The organism is Steroidobacter flavus (genome assembly GCF_042651805.1).
In the GTDB taxonomy this organism is placed as follows: Bacteria; Pseudomonadota; Gammaproteobacteria; order Steroidobacterales; family Steroidobacteraceae; genus Steroidobacter; species Steroidobacter flavus.
The window spans coordinates 2354124-2375926 of the sequence record NZ_JBHSDU010000015.1; the positions used below are offsets into that span (position 1 = coordinate 2354124).

General features: G+C 62.3%; 19 protein-coding genes. 10 read left to right on the forward strand and 9 right to left on the reverse strand.

From position 1 onward, the window contains the following. Positions 1–35: 35 nt before the first annotated feature. The 8 genes from sufC (at position 36) to ACFPN2_RS37240 (ending at position 6032) form a co-directional block, all read left to right on the forward strand. The gene (gene sufC, locus ACFPN2_RS37205; protein ID WP_380606217.1) at positions 36–788 is read left to right on the forward strand and encodes a Fe-S cluster assembly ATPase SufC; all 753 of its coding nucleotides are present in this window, start codon (positions 36–38) and stop codon (positions 786–788) included. After that, a complete protein-coding gene (gene sufD / locus ACFPN2_RS37210) occupies positions 785–2107 on the forward strand; it encodes a Fe-S cluster assembly protein SufD (protein ID WP_380606219.1) in 1323 nt (440 codons plus the stop codon). Before sufC ends, sufD begins: the two co-directional genes overlap by 4 nt. Next, positions 2104–3357, forward strand: coding sequence for a SufS family cysteine desulfurase (locus ACFPN2_RS37215; RefSeq protein ID WP_380606221.1), 1254 nt, complete (start codon positions 2104–2106; stop codon positions 3355–3357). The genes sufD and ACFPN2_RS37215 overlap by 4 nt, the downstream gene beginning before the upstream one ends. A 1-nt stretch (position 3358) precedes the next feature. Further along, positions 3359–3805: a Fe-S cluster assembly sulfur transfer protein SufU gene (sufU, locus tag ACFPN2_RS37220; RefSeq protein WP_380606223.1), complete on the forward strand. Its 447-nt coding sequence runs from the start codon at positions 3359–3361 to the stop codon at positions 3803–3805. Positions 3806–3816: 11 nt separating this feature from the next. Further along, a complete protein-coding gene (gene sufT / locus ACFPN2_RS37225) occupies positions 3817–4368 on the forward strand; it encodes a putative Fe-S cluster assembly protein SufT (protein ID WP_380606225.1) in 552 nt (183 codons plus the stop codon). 74 nt (positions 4369–4442) lie between these two features. After that, positions 4443–4754, forward strand: coding sequence for a Rieske (2Fe-2S) protein (locus ACFPN2_RS37230; RefSeq protein WP_380606227.1), 312 nt, complete (start codon positions 4443–4445; stop codon positions 4752–4754). 8 nt (positions 4755–4762) lie between these two features. Then, a complete protein-coding gene (locus tag ACFPN2_RS37235; protein ID WP_380606229.1) occupies positions 4763–5257 on the forward strand; it encodes a SixA phosphatase family protein in 495 nt (164 codons plus the stop codon). 61 nt (positions 5258–5318) lie between these two features. Next, positions 5319–6032 carry a YkgJ family cysteine cluster protein gene (locus ACFPN2_RS37240; RefSeq protein ID WP_380606231.1) on the forward strand — a complete coding sequence of 238 codons (714 nt, stop codon included), beginning with the start codon at positions 5319–5321 and terminating at the stop codon, positions 6030–6032. 126 nt (positions 6033–6158) lie between these two features. Here the strand turns inward: ACFPN2_RS37240 and ACFPN2_RS37245 are convergent, their stop codons facing one another. From ACFPN2_RS37245 to putA, 5 genes are all read right to left on the reverse strand, one after another. Further along, positions 6159–7904, reverse strand: a complete 1746-nt coding sequence (locus ACFPN2_RS37245; RefSeq protein ID WP_380606757.1) for an N-acyl-D-amino-acid deacylase family protein — start codon at positions 7902–7904, stop codon at positions 6159–6161. 22 nt (positions 7905–7926) lie between these two features. Continuing rightward, positions 7927–11091 (reverse strand): TonB-dependent receptor, encoded by a 3165-nt coding sequence (locus ACFPN2_RS37250; protein ID WP_380606233.1) that lies wholly within the window; start codon positions 11089–11091, stop codon positions 7927–7929. Positions 11092–11153: 62 nt separating this feature from the next. After that, complete coding sequence (locus ACFPN2_RS37255; protein WP_380606235.1) at positions 11154–12185, reverse strand: FecR family protein; 1032 nt, start codon at positions 12183–12185, stop codon at positions 11154–11156. Between the two features lie 86 nt (positions 12186–12271). Then, positions 12272–12841, reverse strand: coding sequence for an RNA polymerase sigma factor (locus tag ACFPN2_RS37260; RefSeq protein ID WP_380606237.1), 570 nt, complete (start codon positions 12839–12841; stop codon positions 12272–12274). Positions 12842–12947: 106 nt separating this feature from the next. Then, on the reverse strand, positions 12948–16100 hold the full coding sequence (gene putA, locus ACFPN2_RS37265) for a bifunctional proline dehydrogenase/L-glutamate gamma-semialdehyde dehydrogenase PutA (protein WP_417774534.1): 3153 nt from the start codon (positions 16098–16100) through the stop codon (positions 12948–12950). Positions 16101–16275: 175 nt separating this feature from the next. Here putA and trxA point away from each other — a divergent pair, with 175 nt between their 5' ends. Further along, entirely contained in the window at positions 16276–17133 is an 858-nt protein-coding gene (gene trxA / locus ACFPN2_RS37270) for a thioredoxin (protein WP_380606241.1), read from the forward strand. A 10-nt stretch (positions 17134–17143) separates the two neighbouring features. Here trxA and ACFPN2_RS37275 read toward each other — a convergent pair whose 3' ends face one another. Beyond that, positions 17144–17932: a queuosine precursor transporter gene (locus ACFPN2_RS37275; RefSeq protein ID WP_380606759.1), complete on the reverse strand. Its 789-nt coding sequence runs from the start codon at positions 17930–17932 to the stop codon at positions 17144–17146. Between the two features lie 188 nt (positions 17933–18120). Here ACFPN2_RS37275 and ACFPN2_RS37280 point away from each other — a divergent pair, with 188 nt between their 5' ends. Next, positions 18121–18954, forward strand: coding sequence for an MOSC domain-containing protein (locus tag ACFPN2_RS37280; protein ID WP_380606243.1), 834 nt, complete (start codon positions 18121–18123; stop codon positions 18952–18954). 1 nt (position 18955) lies between these two features. On the opposite strand, the gene ACFPN2_RS37285 is transcribed toward ACFPN2_RS37280, so the two are convergent. The 3 genes from ACFPN2_RS37285 to ACFPN2_RS37295 all read right to left on the reverse strand — a co-directional run bounded on the left by ACFPN2_RS37285 (position 18956) and on the right by ACFPN2_RS37295 (position 21784). Beyond that, complete coding sequence (locus tag ACFPN2_RS37285) at positions 18956–19222, reverse strand: hypothetical protein (RefSeq protein ID WP_380606245.1); 267 nt, start codon at positions 19220–19222, stop codon at positions 18956–18958. A gap of 218 nt (positions 19223–19440) precedes the next feature. After that, on the reverse strand, positions 19441–20571 hold the full coding sequence (locus ACFPN2_RS37290; protein ID WP_380606247.1) for an acyl-CoA dehydrogenase family protein: 1131 nt from the start codon (positions 20569–20571) through the stop codon (positions 19441–19443). A gap of 16 nt (positions 20572–20587) precedes the next feature. Further along, a complete protein-coding gene (locus ACFPN2_RS37295; RefSeq protein WP_380606249.1) occupies positions 20588–21784 on the reverse strand; it encodes an acyl-CoA dehydrogenase family protein in 1197 nt (398 codons plus the stop codon). Positions 21785–21803 lie beyond the last annotated feature (19 nt).

Genomic DNA, 21803 nt, shown 5'->3' on the forward strand with positions numbered 1-21803 from the left:
TAGCCATCGCCAAACCCGGGAATACAGTTTCAATCATGCTCAGTATCAAGAATCTCCACGCGCTCGCCGGCGAAAAGCAGGTGCTCCACGGGCTCGACCTCGAAGTGGGCGCGGGCGAAGTGCACGCCATCATGGGCCCGAACGGCTCGGGCAAGAGCACGCTCGCACAGGTGCTCGCCGGTCGCGAGGGCTACACCGTCACCAACGGCAGCGTCACTTATAAAGGTAAGGACCTGCTCGCATTGTCGCCCGAAGAGCGCGCCCGCGAAGGCGTGTTCCTCGCGTTCCAGTACCCGGTCGAAATCCCTGGCGTGAACAACGTTTATTTGTTGAAGGCCGGCCTCAACGCCATTCGTAAACATCGCGGCGAGTCCGAGATGGACGCGTTCGAGTTCCTCACGCTGGTGCGCGAGAAGATGAAGCTCATGCAGATGGATGAGAGCTTCCTGAACCGCGGCGTCAACGAAGGATTCTCCGGCGGCGAAAAGAAGCGTAACGAGATTCTGCAGATGGCCGTGCTCGAGCCATCGCTCGCGCTGCTCGACGAAACCGACTCGGGCCTCGACATCGACGCGCTGCGCGTGGTCGCCAACGGCGTGAACAGCCTGCGTCGCCCGGATCGCGCCATCGTGATGGTCACGCACTATCAGCGTCTGCTCGATTACATCGAGCCGGACAAAGTGCACGTGCTCTCCGGCGGCAAGATCATCAAGAGCGGCGACAAGTCGCTGGCGCTGGAGCTCGAGAAGCGCGGTTACGACTGGGTGAAGCAGGAGGCCGCGGCGTGAGTGCGGTCGACGTCAAAAGCACTGCGTCGCCTGTCGAGCGGTACAAAGCCGCGTTCGATGCGCGATGGCAGGGGAATGACGAGCTGACAGCGCTGCGCCGAGCCGCGCTCGATCAGTTTCTGTCGACCGGCTTTCCGACGCAGCGGGACGAGGCGTGGAAGTACACGAACCTGCGTCGTTTGGAGACGCGCTCGTTCACGCCTGCCGACGCGTCCGCTTTGGACGCGCATCAGCCTGACTGGCTGACGACGACCGGCACACGCATCGCGCTGGTCAACGGGCACTGGCTCCCTGCTCTGTCGTCACAGACCGCGCAGCCGCCGGGCGTGACGGTGCTTACGCTCAAACAATGGCTGCAGCGTGAGCCTGCCGCCGTCGCGACGTATCTGAAGGAACACGATCAGCTCACCGGCAATGCGCTGGAGCAATTGAATCTGGCGTTCTTCGAAGACGGCGTCGTGGTGAATCTCGCGGACAATGCCATCCTCGACGAGCCGATCTACATCGTGCATCAGTCAACCACCGCAGCCGCGGGGCGGATGAGTCATCCGCGCGTCGTGGTTCGTGCGGGCCGCAATAGTCGTGCGACGATCGTCGAGCATTACCTCGGCGCGAACGAGACGGAGTACTTCACGAATTCGGTCACTCGCTTCGAAGTCGCTTCGGGCGGCGCGATTGCTCACTTCCGCGTTCAGCAGGAAGCGCCGCGTGCCTTCCACATCGGCCACATCCAGACGAAGCTCGCGAAGGACGCGCGATATTCCGTTCATGACATCCAGTTGGGCAGCACGCTGGGCCGGACTGGCATCAACGCGTTGCTCGAGGGCAGCGGCGCGCACGCCGCGCTGTTCGGATTGCTCGCGCCGATGGGCACCCAGCATCTGGATGCGCACACACGCATCGATCACGTCGCTCCCCACACGACGAGCGAAGAAGACTATCGCGGCATCGCCGGCGGGCGCGGCCGTGGCGTCTTCAACGGCAAGATCATCGTGCGACCCGATGCGCAGAAAATCGACTCGCGTCAGTCGAGCCGCAACCTGCTGCTCTCGGCCACCGCCGAAATCGATACCAAGCCCGAGCTGGAGATCTACGCTAACGACGTGAAATGCAGTCACGGCGCGACGACCGGTCAGCTCGATGCAACCGCCCTCTTCTATCTGCGCTCGCGTGGCCTGTCGGAATCCGACGCCCGCGCCGCGCTGATCCGGGCATTCGCCGAATCCATTCTCTCGACCATCGAGCTTGCTCCAGTGCGCACCGCGCTCGAGAAGCAGATCGATGAGCGGTTCAAGCTAGCGAACGAGGCCAAGGCATGAACGCTGCTGTGACAGCCACGCGGAGCGCGACTGCGCTCGATATCGCCGCCATCCGGCGCGACTTTCCCATCCTGCATCAGACGGTGAATGGCAAACCGCTGGTGTACCTGGACAACGCGGCGTCGAGTCAGCGGCCGAAGTCCGTGATCGAAGCGATCTCCCGTTATTACGAGCACGATCATGCCAACGTGCATCGTGGCGTTCATACGCTGAGCCAGCGCGCCACCGACGCTTACGAAGGTGCGCGTGAGACGATCCGTCGCTTCATCAATGCCCGCGATACGAAAGAGATCGTGTTCGTTCGCGGCACGACCGAAGCGGTGAACCTGGTTGCTCAAAGCTTCCTGCGTCCCGGCTTCCAGCCCGGCGACGAGATTCTGATCAGCGCCCTCGAGCATCACGCCAACATCGTGCCGTGGCAGCTGCTGCGTGAGCAGGTCGGCGCGGTGCTCAAGGTCATTCCGATCAACGAGCAGGGCGTCGTCGACTTCGACGAGTTCGAGAAACTCATCGGCCCGAGGACCAAGCTGCTCGCGCTGGCGCATGTTTCCAATGCGCTCGGCACCATCGTGCCGGTCGAACAGTTCATCAAGGTCGCCAAACAGCATGGCGTGCCCGTGCTGCTCGACGGCGCGCAAGCCATCCCGCACACACCGGTCGATGTTCAGGCACTGGGCTGCGACTTCTACTGCTTCTCCAGTCACAAGATGCTCGGTCCGACCGGCATGGGCGTGCTGTACGGCAAGCGCGAGCTGCTGGAAAAGATGCCGCCCTGGCAAGGTGGCGGCGACATGATTCTGTCGGTGTCGTTCGAGAAGACCACCTTCAATCAGCTGCCGTGGAAGTTCGAAGCCGGCACGCCGCACATCGCCGGCGCCATCGGCCTCGCGACCGCCATCGATTATCTGGAAAAGATCGGCATGGAGCGCATCGCCGCCTACGAGCATGAGCTGCTCGACTATGCGACCGAACGTTTGAGCGCGCTGCCGGGCCTGAACATCGTCGGCACCGCGCCGGACAAAGCGGCCGTCGTGTCGTTCACACTCGACGGCATTCATCCGCACGACATCGGCACCATTCTCGATACCGAAGGTGTCGCTATCCGGACCGGGCATCACTGCGCCATGCCGGTGATGGAGTTCTTCAAGATCCCGGCGACGGCGCGTGCCTCGATGTCGTTCTACAATACGCGTGAGGAAATCGACCGGCTGGTGGCCGCCCTCGAGCACACTCGTAAAGTGTTGGGCTGACATGGACCTGAAAGATCTCTATCGCGACGTCATCGTCGATCACAACCGCCATCCGCGGAACTTCGGCAAGCTCGATCCTGCCGATGCGCACGCCGACGGTCACAATCCGTTGTGCGGCGATCGGCTGACGGTGTACGCCAATCTCAAGGGCGAGCACATCACCGATGTGAAATTCGAAGGCACCGGCTGCGCGATCTCGGTCGCGTCGGCGTCGTTGCTGACCGAAGCCGTGAAAGGCAAGACCAAATCGGAAGTGAAGGAATTGTTCGACGACGTGCACACGCTGCTGACTCAGCACGATGCCGCCGTCGATCCCGCCCGGCTCGGCAAGCTCGCCGCGCTCTCCGGCGTACGCGAGTTTCCGGCCCGCGTGAAATGCGCCAGCCTGTGCTGGCATACACTGAATGCGGCGCTCGATCGCGCCGCTGAACCGGTGACTACAGAGTAGTTAGCTCTTTCATGCACAGCCACGACAACGAACCTGTAACGCTACAGCGCGACGTCGAAGCCATCATGGTGCCCGCCGGCATCCCGGTGACTCTGCGCGAAGGCAAGACAGGCTTCATCACTCAAGCCCTCGGCGGCAGCTTCACGGTTTACGTGGAGGGCAATCTGTTCCGCATCCCCGGCAAGGACGCGGACGCGCTCGGTAAAGAACCGAGTCTCGCCCCCGAGCTCCCGCCCGACGCCACGGACGAGGACGTGAAGCAGCTGGTGTGGGATCAGATGCGCACCTGCTACGACCCGGAAATTCCCATCAACATCGTCGAGCTGGGCCTGGTGTACACCTGTGACATCACGCACACGCCCGAGGGCGGTCGCATCGCGGACATCAAAATGACCCTGACCGCGCCCGGTTGCGGCATGGGCGAAGTGCTGGTGCAGGACGTCAAAGACAAGGTCGAGCTGGTCCCCACCGTCACGCGCGCCGATGTCGAGCTGGTGTTCGATCCGCCCTGGAATCAGACCATGATGTCGGAAGCGGCACGCCTGCAGACGGGAATGATGTAAAAAATTAGAAGTGACTGGTGACTAATGACTGGTGACTACCGAGCAGCGATGGCGGGAAACGCGGAGTTCCGCTCATGAGCTGGCACGCTGTGGCTCCCGCGGCCTCGATCGCGCCGGGCGACTACGCGCAGACCGAGATCGACGCTCAGCTGATCGCCGTGTTCAATATCTGCGGCACGTTCTACGCCATCGACGATCTTTGCACCCACGATGGCGGCGAACTGGCCGGCGGCGCGGTCGATGGCGACGTTGTCATTTGTCCACGCCATGGCGCCCGCTTCTGCTTGCGCACCGGCGCGGCGTTGACGCCGCCCGCTTATGAGCCCGTGCGCACCTATCCCACACGCGTCAACGACGACGGCCTGGTCGAGATCGAAACTGACTAAGGAATGACATGCGTCTCACTCTGCTTCGCCACGCCAAGACCGAAGCTCAGCATTCCGGTCAGGAAGACTGGGATCGCATGCTCGAACCTCGCGGTCAGAAAGACGCCCCCGAGATGGCGCGCCGCCTGCGCGAGCGCAAGCTCAAGCCGGATCTGGTGATTACCAGCCCGGCCGCGCGAGCGCTGGCGACGGCGCAGATTTTTATGCGTGAGTTGCACTTACCCGCGACGAAGTTGCAGCAGGATGAGCGGTTATATCTCGCGTCGCCCAAAGTGTTGAAGGAAGTCATTCGCGAGCTCGGCGGCAAGGCCGCGCATCTGATGATCGTTGGGCACAATCCAGGCCTGACGGAATTCGCCGACCGTATTTCGGCGGAGCGCGAGATCGACAATATGCCGACGTGCGCGATCTATACGGTGGAGTTCGACATCGAGGACTGGAGTGAGCTGGAGTGGGACAGCGGCGTGAATGCTGAGCTGGACTATCCGAAGAACTGCAGCTAGGACCCTAACCCTTCTTGATTGGCGCGCCCTGCGGGCGCGCTATAGCTTTCTTGGAAGATCGATGGAGATTTCTCTCGACGTTCCTTTCGTACTCGGCGTGCTCGCCGAGGAGCATCGGCTTGCGGAGGATGAGATTCGCGAGCTGGGTGTCGTGCAGGCGTACGAGAACTCCCGCCTTCGTCACGACGCTCGAATCGCAGCGGCGCCGGATGTCACTACACTCGCCTGCCGCGCAGGCTGCACTTGGTGCTGCCATTTCAGCGTGGACGTTCGTGGGGTCGAAGTCTTCACCATCCTCGATTTCGTCGAACGCTCGCTGCCTGCCGAAGAGAAAGCACGCATCTATTCCGAAGTGCGCGCGAACAGCGCTGCACTCAAGGGCATGGATGACATGGAGCGCATGCGACACAACGTCAAATGCCCCTTCCTGAGCGCCGGCCGCTGCTCCATCTACGAAGCCCGCCCCCAAACGTGCCGCAACTATCACGCGACGGACGTCGCAGGCTGTCAGCAGTCATTCGAAGACCCCGACAACCTGGAGATCGATCCGGAGTTCGCGCCGATGGTCTATCAAGCCGGCGGCGCCCACGTCGACGCGTTCACGCGCGCGATGAGAGAAGCCGGCTACGACACGAACGTGTACGAGATGAACACCGCACTCGACACGGCGCTCTCCGAACCGGATGCGCGCAAACGTTTCGAGCAGAAGCGCCGGCCGTTCAAGAAGCTGGCCGGCGACGATGTCCCGGGTGAGTTCGAAGACCTGGCCGGATGAGCTGACCCATCAGCCGCCCCTCCCGAGCGGCTTAAACGAACACATCGGCATCGCCAGGTCGATGCAAGCAGCCGACGTCTCCGCTCCGGACCAGCGAACTCAGCAAAAGAATTGATAGCGGCTGCGTTACCCCACCCAACTCCATTCACTCGCCGACGCCTTACACCCTCCGCCTTCACGCCCCGTCCAAGCCCGCCCGCGAACGAAACGCCCTGGCCGCGCAGTGGTCGGCTCGCCGTTCGCAAGCGCAGGCACCCCATTCACCACCACATCGGACACACCAGTCGAATACCGATGCGGATCGACATAGGTCGCGTGATCCTGAATCGTCGCCGGATCGAACACGACGATATCGGCAAAGTATCCGGTCTTTAACGAGCCTCGATCGGACAGCGAATAGTTAGCCGCCGGCAAACTGGTCAAGCGGCGTACGGCCTCTTGAACGGTCAGCAACTTATCCTCACGAACAAACTTTGCGAACACGCGAGCGAACGTTCCATACGTCCTCGGGTGCGCCCCCGACTTCAACACTTCGCCGGCCGCCGTCACCGCCGGCGCATCCGAGCCGAAGGAAACGTACGGCTCCTGGATCTGTTGCTTCAAATTCTCTTCGCTCATGGTGAAGTAGAAGACACCAACGCGACTCTCGTCCTCCTCGACGAGCTGCAACGCCGCCTCCTCCGCACTCACCCCTCGCATCTCCGCAACTTCAGCCAACGTCTTACCAATCAAAGGTCGCAGCGATTCTTTCTTGAACGACGCCAGCATCACACCCTTCGCCCCGCCGGCGCCGCGCATGACGTTCTCCCACTCCGTCACCGGCTCCCTCATTTCAGCAATCACACGCGCGCGGATCTTCGGATCTTTCAAACGCGCTCGGAATTGCTCTGGCCCGCCCTCCTGCACCCACGGCGGCATCGACGCCGTCATGCCGGTCCCGGATGCCGGATAGGTGTACATATCCGCCGTAATTCGCACCCCCTGCTTACGCGCCGCGCGAATCCGCTTCAGCGCCGTATCCATCTTCGGCCAGTTCTTCGGATCGCCGACTTTGATATGAAACACTTCAGCAGGCGCCTGCGAGCGGCGGGCGATCTCGATCAACTCATCCAGCGCCTCGATGAAATGATCGCCCTCGCTACGCATGTGACTCACATACATGCCACCGCACTTCCCAGACTCCGTCGCCAGCGCGGACAGCTCGTCCACATCGGCAAACAATCCCGGCAAATAAATCAGCGCCGTCGACAGCCCGAGTGCGCCCTCTTCCATCGCTCCACGAACGAGCTGCCCCATCTGTTGCAACTGTTCCGGCGTCGGCTTCACATGCTCATCGCCGAGCACATGACTGCGCACGGTCGTCGCGCCGACCCAGCCCGCGAAGTTGACCGAAACGCCGAGCTTCTCCACGCCCTCCATGTACTCACCGAAGGTGCGCCATTGAAACGGCGGCGGCGTGGAGAAATCGGCGACCGCCTTCGCCGCCATCGCATCGGTCAGCGGACCGGGCGAGCCGCCCTCGCCCATGACTTCGAGCGTAATGCCCTGGCGCAAGTCGCTCTCGGCGGAACGATCGGTCAACAAGGAGTACGTGGCGTGACTCATGGAATTGATGAAGCCGGGCGCCACGGCCTTGCCCTTTGCCTGAATCACCTGCGTCGCTTTGCCCTCGGCCTTCGGCCCGACGTAGACGATGCGATCACCCTTCACAGCAACGTCGCCGACGAACGGCTCGCCGCCCGAGCCGTCGTAGATCGTGCCGCCGGCGACGACGATGTCGTAAGCAGGCGCGCTCTCGCGACTGCAGGAAGCGCTGGCCAGAGCCAGCGCAACCACCAGGGCAATTTTCGAACCGCGCGAGATATTGGTCACAGGCAAAGCGCTCTCCCCAGAATCAGAATTTGAAACGCACTCCGGCGACATACGAGCGTCCGATGACATCGTAGAGCGCGAAGTTGGTGGCCATGGATTGCGAGAAGTTATAAACGTTGATCGGCGGATCCTTGTCCAGCAGGTTCTGGATGCGCCCATACACTTCCATGCGACCGTCCGCGTCCAGCGCATACCGCAGGGCTGTATCCAGATAGAAGACCGAGCCGATGGTGTTGTCGTTGATATCGTACGGGCCGAACGTGTTGTCGTACTTGCCGCCACCGATGTAGCGACCTTCGATGTTCGCAGTGATGGGATCGAGCGTGTACGTCAGGTTCGCCTGCGCCTTCCAGTGCGGCACGCCACCGTGCCCGGCGCCGACATCGCCCGCGCGATCGATGGTCGTGATGCCGTCGCTGGTGGCAAGCTCATCGACATACGTGCTCAACAGCCGCAGCCCGAGCTTGCCGACCGGCATCGACAAATCGTAACTGAGCTCGATATCTACGCCGCGGGTCGTCAGCTCGCTCAGATTCACCGGACTGAGCGCGACTTGCGTGATCACGCCGGTGCCTGCGTCGCGAGTAATCAGAGCGCACAGATGCGCGGCGCCGGAGTAGCAGCGATTGACGATGTTCTGTCCGCTGATGGTCGAGATCGCACCCGCCACCTTGATGTCATAGAAATCCACCGAGGTGCGCAGACCGCTCGCCCACGACGGCTCATACACGATGCCGAAGGTCGTGGTGTCCGCTTCCTCCGGATCCAGATTCGGATTGCCGGTGGTGATGAAATACGTGTTGGCCTGAACGTTGGTCGCCGGGTCGATGATGTTGCCCAGGCTCAGCTGATATGGCGTGTACAGCTCGGCGAGATTCGGCGCGCGGATGTCACGAGAGCGCGTGCCTCGCAGACGGACCTGATCGTTGATCTGCCACGACAAGCCGCCCTTCCATGTCGTGACTTTGCCGCTGAGATTGTAATCCGTGTGACGCACGGCGCCGTTGAACTCGAGCGATTCGCTCCACGCACGCCCGGACAACAGCGGCACGACGACTTCCGCAAACGCTTCCTTCACATCGAACGAGCCGGAATTGGCCTTGGGATTGCCGATCAGGAAGGCATTGCTCGCGGACAGGTCATCCACAGCGGAGCTCAACTCTTCCTTGCGATAGCCGGCACCGAAGGCCGCGGACACTTCACCCGCCCAAGTGTTGAACAGAGGACCTTGCGCGCTGAAGTCGACCGCACGTTGTGTGTAGTACGCGTCGAGCCATTGCGTTGCCGTCGTATATGCCACGGACTGCGGCGACGGCGATCCAACGCCGAACACATTCATGGGCTGACAGCCATTGGTCGGCTCGGTCAGCGTCGAGCGGCAAACGATGCGACCTGTTGCGGGATCGAGCACGGCATCGGTGGCCAGCGCGTAGTTCGCGCGAATGCGATTGCCATGCAGCTTCGAGTCATAGCGACTCTTACCGTACTGATAGCCCAGTTCCCATTTCCATTCGCCAACGGAGCCTTGCAGACCGAGCACTCCTCGACGTGTGGTCGTCTCGATGTCGGTGGTGATCAACGGCAGGTCGTAGTCGAAGCGACCGAGCAGGAACGAGCTCAGATTCAGCGTCGTCATCCGATCGCGAATCGACTGCGGCAGGAACGCGTTGTCGCGATAGATCGTAGTCGCGCCGAGACTGTAGGTCGGCACCAGATCGCTCTCGGTCGTCGATGTGGCATACGAGGCTTCGGCGAACACGCGCAAGTTATCGGTCAGATCGAAATGCGCGCTGGAGAACACGTTGTCGCGATCAACCGGAATCTTGATCGCGATGTTCTGGCCGAGCCATACGGCATCGCCGCCGGCCATGTACTGACTGCCGACATACGAGCCGTAGTTATAAGGAATCGGCTCGCCGCCGGCGCCAAACTGCGTACCGCGCAACGGACCGTTCACGATCAAGCCGCCGAGCGCACCGTTCGACATGCCGTAACCGCTCACGATCAATTGACGATACTGACCGTTGCCCGGTGCATAACCCGGATTCGCGACGATGCCCCACGCGCCGATCGCCCAATCGCGCGAGGTCTGCGGCGACACGCCTTCGCTACGTGACATCTCAGCCGCGGCGGTGAAATGTCCGCGCCCACCGGCGAAGCCGGTGCCGAATGCGAGCGTGCCGAGATTCTCCTCGTTGTCGCCCTGCTCGGAGATGCCGGACTGCAGCTTGCCTTCGAAACCATCGAGGTCGGTTCGCAGCACCAGATTCACAACGCCCGCCACTGCATCCGAGCCCCAGGCCGCCGAGGCGCCGCCCGTGACAACTTCGACACGTTCCAGCAGCGCCGAAGGAATGACGTTGATGTCGACTTCGGAGCCCGTGACGCGCGTCGGCACATGCCGGCGACCATTCAACAACACCAGCGTGCGCGCCGATCCAAGTCCGCGCAGATTCAGAAAGTTGCCGCCGGCGTTTTGTGAGTTGACCACCGTGGTGGACGGCGTGACCGAGCCGCTGAAGGCCGGCGATTCGTTGAGCAGATCGGCAACGTTGACGACCGCACTGTTCTGCAATTCCTCGGCGCCGAGGATGGTCGTCGGCGTCGGTGCGTTGAAGCCTTCGCGCGTGATGCGCGAAGACGCCACGACGACTTCCTCGACCGTCGTCGGCTCCACTTTGGTCGTTCCGTTGTCGGCGATCTGTGCCGCTGCGCCGAGGGAGAACAGCGAGCCCACCGCGCCGGTGACTCGTGCCAGGAAAGAGATTCTTTGTTTGCTCGCGCCCATGGTGTCGTCTCTCGTTGTATGGTCGGCCCGGCGATACGCCGGGGCCGGTGACCCCTTACTCACGGTCAACGCGCCATCGACACCGAACTCGGCATGCAATCCTGTATCCCGCAGCAGCAGCGTTATCGCCTCGGCCACGGCATAGACCCCGACGACCCGATTGGCCGTCCGGTCCCGCGACACTTCATAAGGAAACATGAAGGTCACATCCGCCTGCTCAGCAAACTCGATGAGCGCCTGATCCGCTCTTTGCTGAGGAATATCGAAAGCGACCCGCTTGCCGGCGATGGCTTCGCCCGCCCACACCGCCGTCGACAGCATCGTCGTGGCGAGCGCGAGCGCGATGCTGGCCAGGCATCGCTGCAATTCGTTCCGGTCTTCCTCAGCCGCGCGCTTCACGCACGCTGCAACCAAGGACGACTGTGCTCGAATTTTCCGCCATGCCATCACGAAGGAACGGATCAAAGAACAGTCTGGCGACTGCTGGCGAGAATGATCTTGTCATCGCCCACGCGCCGGTAACTGACGTTGAAGTTCTCCTGCAGCGTCTTGAGCAGGCCTTCCACATCGCCGGTCTTGAACAGGCCGGCGACGCGGATCTGTTTCAAGCGCTCATCGGAGATGATGAATTCCACGGAGGTGTAGCGCTCGATCTCGCCCAGCGCCTCCGCGAGCGATTCGCCGCGAAACACCAGGTTGCCGGCGCGCCAGGACAGGCGGACGACGATCTCTTCCGGCGCCAGGTGCAGGGCGTTGCCCGCCGTCGCATCGTTCACGACCAGCAGATCGCCGGCGCTGGCGAGCTTCATCGACATGCCGGCGGGCGGCGGGCCGGGCAGGCGACCGGTCGTCGCCGGCAACTCACCGCGCCGGCCGACCAGCACTTTGCCTTCGGTGACCAGCAGCTCGACCCGGCGATCGTTCGCGATGCGCAGATTGAATTCGGTGCCCACCGCTTGCACGAAGCGGTCGCCGATATAAACGTTCAACGGCCGGTCGCGCTCGTGCGCCACCTGCAAATGCATCTCGCCTCGATCAAGAAACAACTCGCGCACCTGCGCCGTGAAGCGAGTGCGAACGCGTGTATCGGTATTCAACGTCAGGCTGGAGCCATCGGGCAGACGGATCGTGGAGCGTTCGCCCACCGGCGTGGCGAATGTTTGCTCGCCGGTCACCTCGCTCGGCGCCGCAGCCATCGTGCTTGCCGGCTCGGGCACGGATCGCCACGTCGAGACACCAACGACTCCGATCAGCACGAGCAACGATGCCAAGGCGGCGGCCGGCACCAACCAGCCGCGTCGCGACGCCTCCGGCCTGGGAAACAAATCGGCCAGCCGTCCCATCGAGTCGAGCTTGTCGTAAACCCGAGCCAGCTTCATCAACGCGACGACACGGGCCGGATCGGCGGCCAACCACTGCTCCAGCGACTGCTGCTCCGTCGCCGACAGGCCGCGATCGATCCTGGCGATCCATTCGCTGGCCTCGCTTGCCACAGCGGCCGACTCTCCCTCCAGGCCGTGCGACGCTGGAAGCGCAGCCGGAGAGATCCCACGGGACCCGGGAAGGCGATATATGTTGCTCATCCTCGCGCCCTCGCGGCGGACCGCCTCTTTGCGGTGTCCATGCTTGCATTCGAAGCATCGCTCGCCAGGAGATGCCGCGCGCAGATCTCGAGTCCCTTGGCGACATGCTTCTCGACGGTGTGCTCGCTCAAGTTCAGCTCGCGAGCGATCTCTTTCTGTGAGTAGCCGTAAACTTTTTTCAGCACAAAGACGCGCCGGCATTGCACCGGCAGTTGCCTCACGACCTCGCAGAAGCGGGCGAACTCCTCATCCGAGGCGGCGCGCTTGAAGGTGTCGTCATTGGGATCGGCGGCCGCCTCGAGCAACGCCTCCATCTGCTCGTCCAGCGACGAAGCCAGGCGCCATTCGGCCCGCTTGATGTGATCGAGCGCCAGGTTGCGGGCGGTCTTCACCATGAAGCCGAGCGGCCGCGCGATTTCCTTTTGGGTCTTGGATTGGCACACCAGGACGTAGGTTTCCTGGACGATGTCTTCGATTTCATGAGGCGGCACGATGCGGGACACGACCCGCGCGAGGCGTGCCCGGCATGCCATGAAGACGTCGAACAGGAAAGGATTGCCGGACATGCCACTGAAGACGAATCGGCGCCGATTTTCCGGCATTGCCACGGTAGTCGTGGCAACGGCGTCCAGCCGCACCATCCGGGTGCGGAACTTTGCAGATCGGTCGGAGCTATTCGCCGGCCATGGTCAGCAAGCTGGCGTTGCCGCCGACGGCGGCGGTGTTGATGGTCACCGTTTGCTCGGTGGCGAAGCGATGCAAGTAATAAGGCCCGCCCGCCTTCGGGCCCGTGCCCGACAATCCGCGGCCCCCAAACGGTTGTACGCCGACCACGGCACCGATCATATTTCGATTGACGTAAACATTGCCGGCGCGAACTCGTGAAGCAATGTAACGAGCTGTCGCGTCGACGCGAGTGTGCACGCCGAGCGTCAAGCCGAAGCCCGTCGCATTGACCGCTTCGATCACCTTGTCGAGGTGATGCGCCTCATAGCGAATCAAGTGCACGATGGGACCGAACACCTCGCCCGTCAGCTGAGACAGCGCCTCGATCTCCACCGCCGCTGGCGCAAAGAACGTTCCCTGCTCGTGTTCCGGGCGCAGCTTATAAGCGTGACTCCATCGAGCATTGCGCGTGATCTTCTCCGCATGAGTTCGAAGCATGTCGCACGATGGCGGATCGATCACCGGTCCGACATCCGTTGTCAGCAGCATCGGATCGCCGAGTGTCAGTTCTTCCATGTAGCCGGCCAGCAGCTCAGCCACTCGATCGGCAATCTCTTCCTGCACATACAACGCACGCAGCGCCGAGCATCGCTGACCCGCACTGTTGAAGCTGGATTGCACGACATCGAGCACCACCTGCTCGGGCAACGCCGAGCTGTCGACGATCATGGCGTTCTGACCGCCGGTCTCCGCAATCAACACCGGAATCACACCCTCGCGTTGGGCGAGCGAGCGATGAATCAACTTCGCGGTATCTGTCGAGCCCGTAAACGCCACGCCGGCGACACGCGGATCGGCAACGATGCGCGCCCCCACCGTCCCTCCATCTCCCGGCAGGAGATGTAGAACATCCGGCGGCACACCCGCCTCCAGCAATATTTGAACGGCACGCGTCGCAATCAGCGGTGTTTGTTCGGCCGGCTTGGCGAGCACGGAGTTACCCGCCGCCAACGCAGCCGCAATCTGACCGGTGAAAATCGCGAGCGGAAAATTCCAGGGGCTGATGCAACAGAACACCCCGCGACCGCGCAGCTTCAACTCATTGCTCTCGCCGGTCGGTCCAGGCATGCGAGCGCCTGCACCGAACTCATTGCGCGCACGGTCCGCGTAGTAGCGCAGGAAGTCGACGGCTTCGCGCACTTCGGAAATGCTGTCCGGAATCGTGCGCCCGCCTTCTCGCACGCAGTAGGCAATCAGCTCCGGCATGCGCTCTTCATAAAGATCCGCGGCGTGTTCCAGAATCTCGGCGCGCTCGGTCGCGGGCGTCGCATCCCATTCCACCTGGGCTGAGACCGCAGCCGCAAGCGCCTTGTCGACCAGCGCTGCATCGGCGTCCTTAACCGTACCGATGACTTCGTTTCGATTCGCCGGATTGCGCACTTCGACACCACCGGCGCCCAGCAATTGCCCGCTGACGATGGGACCGGCCACCCACCGCTGCTGAGCTGCTTGTTTGATCTTCGCGAGCAACGGCTCGCGTTCCGCCGGATCAGCGAGATTGACGCCCCAGGAATTCAAGCGAGCGGAGCCGTACAACATGCGCGGCAACGGGATGCGCGGATGCGAGATTTGTTTCAACGCATCCACCTCGAGCACCGGATCGCGAACGATGTCCGCAACCGCATGCTCCTCGTCGACGATGCGATTGACGAACGAAGTATTCGCCCCGTTCTCGAGCAAACGACGCACGAGATACGGCAACAAGTCTTCGTGAGAGCCCACCGGCGCGTAGACGCGGCAAGGAATGCCGAGCTTGTGATCACCGACGGTCTGCTCGTACAGCTCCTCGCCCATACCATGCAGGCGCTGGAACTCGAACTTCCGTCCCTTCTCGCCCGCCAGCTCGATCAGGGTCGCCACCGTCTGAGCGTTATGTGTCGCGAACTGGGGATAGATTTCCGGGCCCGAAGCCAGCAACTCGCGAGCGCAGGCGATATAGGAAACATCGGTATTCACCTTGCGCGTGAACACCGGATAACCCGACAGCCCTCGCTCCTGCGCGCGTTTGACCTCGCTGTCCCAATACGCGCCCTTCACCAACCGGACGTTCAGGCGCCGACCGCTCGACTCCGCCAACGCCTTCAGCCAGCGAATCACATCGATCGCCCGCTTCTGGTACGCCTGCACCGCCAGGCCGAAACCGTCCCAGCCCTGCAACTCCTTGGAGCGCGCGATGTACTCGATCAACTCCAACGACAGCTCGAGCCGCTCGGCTTCCTCGGCATCCACCGTCAACGGAATATTGACTGCCTTTGCCGCAGCCGCCAGCTCATGCAGCCTCGGCGCAAGCTCCTTGAGCACGCGTTCGCGTTGCGCGAATTCATAGCGAGGAAACAACGCCGACAGCTTCACCGAAATGCTCGGCGACTGCTCGATCGCGGGCAGCTTGCTGGAGTGCGCGCCGATCTTCCGAATCGCCTCGTGATAGGACTTCAGATAGCGCATGGCATCCCAGGTGGTCAGCGACGACTCCCCCAGCATGTCGAACGAATGACGGTACAGTTTGCTCTCGGCACTGACAGAGCGATCCAGCGCCTCTTCGATGGTGCGGCCCATGACGAACTGGTGACCCATGATGCGCATGGCCTGACGGAACGCGCCGCGCAACACCGGTTCGCCGATGCGACCCGCAATACGCGCAAGCACGCCTCTCGGGTCGTGCATATCGGCATCGCTGGGACGAACGATCCGACCGGTGAGCATCAAGCCCCACGTGGACGCGTTGACGAACAGCGATTCGGCATCGCTCAGGTGCGAAGCCCAATCGCCCGCTTTGATCTTGTCGGCGATCAGGCGATCGGCGGTGGCGTCGTCGGGGATGCGCAGCAGCGCCTCGGCCAGACACATCAGGATCACGCCTTCCTGCGAAGACAGATCGTACTTGCGCAAGAACGCATCGAGGCCGGTTCTACGCGCCTGATAGGTACGGACGCCTTCGACCAGCGTCTGCGCTCGGCTCGCAATCCTGGCGCGTTGCCCTTCGGAGACGCGCGCAGCTTCCGCCAGCCTGCGGACGATCTGTTCTTCATCGCCGAGATAGTTCCGATTGATGGCGTCGGCGATGGGCCGCCGAGCATGGGTGTGTTGCTGGGACGACATCATGGTTTATTTCTTTCCGCACGGAAGCACGGTATACACAACGCTATGCGGCACAGGCTGTACGTAGATGGCGACAGCCGGTGTAGTCTCAAGCACTTGAATTCACGTCCAGGAACTCAATCTTCGAGCGGACGATTACCTTCTAGTCCAGTGCCAGCCTGACGGGAGGGCTTCAGTGAGCCAGGAAACGACTGTCGTCACCGCCGATAGCTTCATGACCGAGGTGGTCGAGACATCGGCGCGCGTGCCGGTGCTGGTCGACTTCTGGGCACCCTGGTGCGGGCCATGCAAGCAGCTCATGCCCATCCTCGACCGCCTGGCTCAGGAATACGGCGGCCGCTTCCGCCTCGCCAAGGTCAACACCGACGAGCAACAGGAACTGGCTCAGCAGCTCGGCATCCGCAGCTTGCCGACGGTGGTGTTATTCAAAGACCGCACTTCGGTGGATCATTTCGTCGGCGTGGTGCCGGAGGCGCAGATCCGGCGTCTGCTCGACAAACATTTGCCCACGAGCTCCGACGCACCGTTGGAACGCGCTCAAGCGCTCAAGACCAAAGGCGATTTCTCCGGAGCGCGGACCATCATCGAAAGCGCGCTGGCGGACGATCGCGAGAACATCTCTTATCTGACCGAGCTGGCCGAGCTGCGGGCGCTGGATGGCGATCTCGAAAGTGCCCGCGTCGAGCTGGAGCGCTTGCAAGGCATCGAGCCGAATCACACCGCGGTGAAACGGCTGGCGGCGATACTCAACTTCAGCGACATCATCGCCGCGTATCCCGATGTTCTCTCCTTGCGCGAACGGGTCGGGAGCAATGGCAACGATCTCGATTTGCGGCATGCACTGGCGGTCCACCAACTATTGGGCGGGGATGTCGAGCCGGCGCTACACACGTGGCTCGACTTGATGCGCAATCATCGCAGCTATAAAGACGATCTGGCGCGCCGGAGCCTGCTGCAAGCGTTCGAGCTGATCGGCGACGCCGATCCCATCGTGGCGCGCACCCGAAAGGAAATGGCGCGCCTGTTGTTCTGATCGCCGTGCCTCAACGAACGACGCGCGCCGCGTCCTCCAGCTGCTGCGCCGTCTTGGCGCCCAGGTAGCCACGAATCAACTGGCGCGTCAGGTAGATCAACGGAATGAGCGCGAACGCCATCAGCAGCTTATAAGCGTAGTTCACGCTGGCGACGGCTAGGAACAACGACATTGGCCACTTCTGCGGGCCGATCACGAACGCGATGTACAGCACCACGAAGCTGTCGACCAGCTGCGAGACCGCCGTCGAGCCCGTGGCCCGCAGCCAGATCCAACGCTCGCCGGTCACCATGCGAATGCGGTGAAACACGGTCACGTCGATCAACTGACCGACCAGGAACGCCGTGACCGAGCCGGCGATGGTCCACATCCCCTGACCGAAAATATTGCTGAAGGCGGCCTGCATGTCCGGCACGCCGCGCTCGCTGTTGACCGCCACCCAGAATCCCGCCGGCGTCAGCGAGATGGCCATGTAAGCGGCCAGAAACCCGTAGATGATCAGCACCACGGTCAGCCAGGAAATGAAACGGACGCCGCGCGTGCCGAAATATTCGTTGATGACGTCGGTCATCAGGAAGACGAACGGCCACAACAGCACGCCGCTGGTGAACGACAGCGAGCCGCTCTGTCCGAACAGGTTCCAGTTCAAAGGCTCCAGGCCGAGCGTCGGCTCCAGCGCGAAAATCTTCACGCCGACGAACTCGGCGATGATGGCGTTACAGACCAGGAACGCGGCTAGCACCAGGAACAGCTTCGCGGCCCGGTTCTCGACCGGATGTTCCACCACGGCCGTCGCCACCAGGTCGAGGGCTTGCGCGGCCGGGCCCGAGCCGGGCCGGGAGGAGTCAGCGGATGAAACCAAGGTTCACCAGGTGATATTGGGGTTGTGGATCTGTACGAGTATGCACCACTTCCTGCACCGGTAAGCGATGCCGCCCCGGGATGAACCGGTTATGCTTCGGCTCTTTCCTCCGTACGGTTCGCATCATGGTCCACGTCACAGGGCTCAATATCTATCCGGTCAAGTCATGTCGCGGTATCGCGCTCACGCAGGCGCGCCTCACCGAGACCGGTTTCGAGCATGACCGCGAGTGGCTGGTCATCACGCCCGAGGGGCGCTTCCTCACGCAACGTGAACGGCCGCAACTGGCGCAGGTGGAAACCGCCATTACCGGCGATCAACTGGTGTTGCGCAAGCCGAATGGGGCCGACCTGTCCCTGCCGCTCAATCTGACCGGCCCGGAGCGCGAAGTCACGATCTGGCGCGACAAGGCGCAGGCCTTCGACGCGGGCGACGAGGCGGCGAGCTGGCTGACGGAGCATCTGGGCAAGCCGGCGCGGCTGGTGCGTTTCGACAAGCGCCACAAGCGCGCCAGCGAGACCAAGTGGACCGACGGGGTCGAGGCCCTGAATCAATTTTCGGACGGCTATCCCTGGCTGCTGATCTCGCAGGGCTCGCTCGATGAGTTGAATCGCCGCATGGACAAGCCGCTGCCGATGAACCGCTTCCGCCCCAATATCGTGGTGGACGGCTTACCGCCCTTCGGCGAGGACAGCGTGGATGAGTTCGTCGCCGGGGCTGTGCGACTGAAAGTGGTCAAGCCCTGCGATCGCTGCGTGGTCACGACCACCGATCAGATCACCGGCGAGCGCAATAGCGACGAGCCGCTCAAGGCACTGAAGGAATTCCGCTTCGATCGCAATCTGCGCGGCGTGCTGTTCGGTCAGAACATGATCCTGACCGGTGGCGTGGGCAATGAATTGAAGGTCGGTCAGCAGTTCGATGTGACCGCGGGCACCAGCAAAGCGAGTCTCGGCTGAATTACTCGCCCTGTTCGCGCGTCACGGCGCGCGACAGCAGGCGCAGAGTCTGAGTCTCCCAACCGAAGCGAGCTTCGGCGGCGGCATCCTCGCCGACTGCGCTCTGCACGGCCGCGACATGAGGAGCGACGCGACGGATCACCGTGCTCTCCCAATCTTCGCGAACCAGCGTCTTCTCGGGATCCACTTCTTCCAGCGCCGGATCGATCAGCACCGGGCGTGGCATCTCGAGAGTGGCTTCGGGATCGTATTCTCGCTCGGTTGTCATAATCTTCGACACTCATCTCAAGACGATTTGGGCACCCTACCCGCAACCCCAATGGGGTCGTGAGCGGCGGATCACAAGCTCGTCATCTCAGGGAACCATCGCGCGCGAAGCGCGGCCTCGCGCACGCTTCGTAACCAATGCATGGCGGGAAGGCTAGGTTCCGCTGGTCGGGTTACAGGGCAGTGACAGGCTATGTCATGCGAATAGCCTGCCAGACCTTAATAACCAGACAATTGAGCAAACCGATCGGTGTGGTAGTACTGATCGCCGAATGTTTCCGCGGCGGCGCGAGCGCGCTTCATGAAGAAACCGATGTCGAATTCGTCGGTCATGCCGATACCGCCGTGCATTTGCACGGCTTCATTGGTCGCAATGCGTGCCACATCGCTGGCTTTCGCTTTTGACAGACACACCAGCGATGACGCCGTCGGCTCCTGAGCATCCAGCGCCTGCAGAGTTCGCAGCACCACCGAGCGCACCAACTCGATCTCACAGAACAAGTGAGCCGCACGATGTTGGAGCGCCTGGAACGTGCCGATCTTCACGCTGAACTGCTCGCGCTCGCGCAAGTAAGTCAACGTGCGCTCGAAGGCTTCTTCGGCGACGCCTAGTAATTCTGCCGACAACACCGCGCGGCCGGCATCGAGCACGGCGTCTAGCACAATCGCGCCTTTATCGAATGTACCGATGACGTCGCCTTCGCCAACCACCACATCGCGCAGGTCGATGACCGCGCTGTTACGACTGTCGACCATGGATGAGCGCGTGATGGAGACGCCGCTGGCTTTGGGATCGACCAGGAACAAGGTGATTCCGTCGCGCGACCCCGTGTCGCCCGAGGTGCGTGCGCTGACGATCAGACGATCCGCGATGTGACCGTCGAGCACGTGCAGCTTGCGACCGCTCAGCTTGTACTTGCCGGTGCAACGAGTGGCGATGTGGTAGGGAGCATGACGTACGCATTCGTCGGTGGCGAACGCAATCAGCAAATCGCCGCCGGCGATGGCGGGCAGCAATGTTTCTTTCTGCGCGGTCGTACCACCCCGTAACAGCGCGGTCACAGCCAGCACTGCGCTCGACAGCAGCGGCGTCGCGCTGAGATTGCGGCCGACCTCGGTGGCGATCAGACCCGCGCCGACAAAGCCGAATCCCACACCGCCATGCTCTTCGGGCGCGAGCACGCCGGCCCAACCCATCTCCGCCATTTCCTTCCAGAGCGTGCGACTGAAACCGACCGGGTCGAGATCGTCGCGCAGCTTGCGCAGTTGTGAGACCGGCGCACGTTCGGCGGCAAAGCGCTTCGCCGCGTCACGGAACATCAATTGATCGTCAGTGAGTACCAGAGTCATGAACCGATCCTCCGCGTCAGGCGCCCGGCAGACGCAGCACGTTCTTGGCGATGATGTTGAGCTGGATTTCCGAGGTGCCCCCCTCGATGGAGTTGGCTTTGGTCCGCAGCCACATCGCAGCCAGCTGCTCTTCGCTGTGCGCATCGCCGAACTTCAAGCCTTCGCTGCCCGCGACCGACATGGTCAGCTCGGCGCGGCGCTTGTTGAGCTCGGTGCCGTAGTACTTGAGCATCGATGACATCGCACCGGTCTCGTTACCCGCTTTCGCTTCGTCGGTCACGCGGCTCATGGTGAGCGCGAACGCGAGCGCGTCCATCTCGAAGCGCGCGATGTCGGTACGCAATGCAGGCTCAGCGAGCCGCCCCGCGGCGAGACCGACGTTCTTGATCGCAAGCTGGCTGACCGGCGTCACCCGCTGCGTGCCCATGCCGCCGATCATGTTTCGTTCGTGCGTGAGCAGGTACTTCGCGATGGTCCAGCCCTTGTTCAATTCGCCGAGCAGGTTCTCTTTCAGCACCTTGACGTTGTCGAAGAAGGTCTGCGTGAACGGCGAATAGCCGGAGATCAACCGAATCGGACTGGTCGTGACGCCCGGCGATTCCATGTCGAACAACACGAAGCTGATGCCTTCCTGTTTCTTGCCCGTGAAGCTGGTGCGCACCAGACAGAATATCCAGTCGGCCTTGTCGCCGTAGCTGGTCCAGATCTTCGAGCCGTTGACGATGAAATGATCGCCGTGATCGTCGGCGCGCGTCTTCAGCGATGCGAGGTCGGAGCCGGCGCCCGGCTCGGAATAACCCTGGCACCAACGAATCTCGCCTCGCACGATCTTCGGAATGTGCTCGCTCTTTTGTTTCTCGTTGCCGTACTTCAGCAGCGCGGGGCCGAGCATCGAGATACCGAACGACGTGAGCGGCGGGCGGCACTTCAACGCCGCCATTTCCTCACGCAGCACGCGCGCTTCGTCTTTGCTCAGACCGCCACCGCCGTACTGCTTCGGCCATTCGGGCACGGTCCAGCCGCGCTCGGCCATCTTTTGCAGCCACACGCGCTGCGCGTCGTTCTTAAACTGAGCGCGTCGACCGCCCCAGCAAACATCGTATTCATCGACGACAGGCTGACGCATCTCGGGCGGACAATTCGCCTCCAGCCACGCGCGGGTGTCGCGGCGGAACGCGTCCAAGCTCTCGTCTGAATTCAGTTGTGCGGACATGTGACTTTCTCCAAAGCAG